The organism is Allomesorhizobium camelthorni (genome assembly GCF_011045125.1).
Taxonomy (GTDB): Bacteria; Pseudomonadota; Alphaproteobacteria; order Rhizobiales; family Rhizobiaceae; genus Allomesorhizobium; species Allomesorhizobium camelthorni.
Map to the genome: position 1 here is coordinate 1 of NZ_JAAKZF010000225.1, position 1,806 is coordinate 1,806.

The window sequence follows — 1,806 nt, forward strand, 5'->3', positions numbered from 1 at the left end:
GGACACCTCGAAAAACCTCGCATTCGGGACCGCATTTTGATTCACTTCGCCTGGTGATTTGCTCGGAGGCGTTGGATGCGGGGACAGGCGGGGTTCTGGGACATTGATGAGCGTTATGTGCGGCTGAGCGAGGCCGGCGATCCACTGGAGAAGCTGAACGCGGTGGTGCCTTGGGAGGTGTTTCGCAAGCCGCTGGCCAAGGCGCTGAAGCGCTCCGATGGCGCCAAAGGCGGCCGGCCGCCCTTTGATACGGTGATGATGTTCAAGATCATGGTGCTGCAGGCGCTCTACAGTCTCTCGGACGATCAGGCCGAGTTTCAGATCCAGGACCGGCTTTCCTTCATGCGGTTCCTGGGGCTGGGGCTCGGCGACAAGGTTCCGGACGCCAAAACGATCTGGTTGTTTCGGGAGCACCTCACGCAGGCCCGGGCGGTGGAGAACCTGTTTGCCCGGTTCGACAAGCACCTCAGCAAGGCCGGCTATCTGGCGATGGGCGGGCAGATCGTGGATGCCACGATCGTGGCGGCGCCGAAGCAACGCAACAGCGATGCCGAAAAGGGCCGGTAACAAGGCAGGAAAGGTGCCGGACGAGTGGCAGAAGAAGCCGGCCAGGCTGCGCCAGAAGGATCGCGACGCCCGCTGGACGGTGAAGTTCTCGAAAGCCAAGGCTGCCGAGGAGGGCAAGGCCAAGCTGCGCGACATCGCCATTCCCGCCTTCGGCTACAAGAACCATATGTGGACGGCCCCATCCTTGCAAGAAAGCTGGCAAGCTATTTGATCGGATCGCTTGCGATCATATGTCCGGCCTGTGGGCGCGATCACACATGACCGCTGGCCAAGATGGTTTCCGCGACGCAAGTTCCCAACACGCTAGCGGCCTGTGGCGACCGATGGTTCTTTCGGAGTGTCTCGCGTCTCGGATCGATCGATCACACCATCTGCCTCTTCTCTTGCAAGTTCCGGCCTCAGCTCAGCACGGTAGCGGTAGAGGCGCTCCCCGTAGCTGTCTGATCTTCATGCGGCGTGCGCCAAGGCAAGCGTCGCAGCATTTTTCCTGTAGGGCTCACCGGTCACCATCATCTTCCAAGCGATGCGGGCAATCTTATTGGCCAAAGCCACGGCAGCGAGTTTCGGCGGTTTGCGCTTGAGCAGATCAAAAAGCCAAGGCGAAACAGTGCCTCGACCGCATCGGGCATGCCGGATGACGGCGGTGGCCCCGACCACCAGCACGCTGCGCAAGGCTTCGTCGCCGGCACGTGTAATGATCCCGAGCCTGACCTTGCCGGCAGTAGAGTGATCCTTTGGCGTCAGGCCGAGCCAGGCGGCGAAGTGCCGAGCCGATTGGAAAGTCTCAGGTGCGGTCATCTTCATCACCAGCAGCGACGCACCGATCGGGCCGACGCCGGGGATTTGTGCCAGACGTCGACTGCATTCATTGGCCCGATGCCAGGCCATCAGCTTGGCATCGACCTTTTCCAGCTGCACCTGCAACTGCGCGTATTCCTTGCCGTGAAGAGCGAAAAGCTCCCGCGCCAAGTCCGGCAGCGTCTCGTCTGCCGCAATGCGCTCGAGCAACGGTTCGATTTTGCTCATCCCCTTCGCGGCCGTCAGACCGAACTCGGCTGCATAGCCGCGGATCGCATTGGCGAGTTGCGTTCGATTGCGGACCAGCCGGTCGCGCACGCCGGCCAGCATCAACGCCGCCTGGCTGTCGGCTGTCTTTACCGGCACGAACCGCATCGTCGGTCGGCTCATCGCCTCACACAGCGCTTCGGCATCCGCCGCATCGTTCTTGCCTCGCTTGAC

The 1,806-nt window shown here is 61.8% G+C and carries 1 protein-coding gene and 1 pseudogene; one reads left to right on the forward strand and one right to left on the reverse strand.

Going from position 1 to position 1,806, the window contains the following annotated elements:
- Positions 1–75 precede the first annotated feature (75 nt).
- Positions 76–736, forward strand: a pseudogene (locus tag G6N73_RS35455) (transposase); the annotation flags it as partial.
- A gap of 278 nt (positions 737–1,014) precedes the next feature.
- Here the strand turns inward: G6N73_RS35455 and G6N73_RS35460 are convergent.
- On the reverse strand, positions 1,015–1,806 hold a 792-nt coding region (locus tag G6N73_RS35460; protein ID WP_165034506.1), incomplete at its 5' end, for an IS110 family RNA-guided transposase.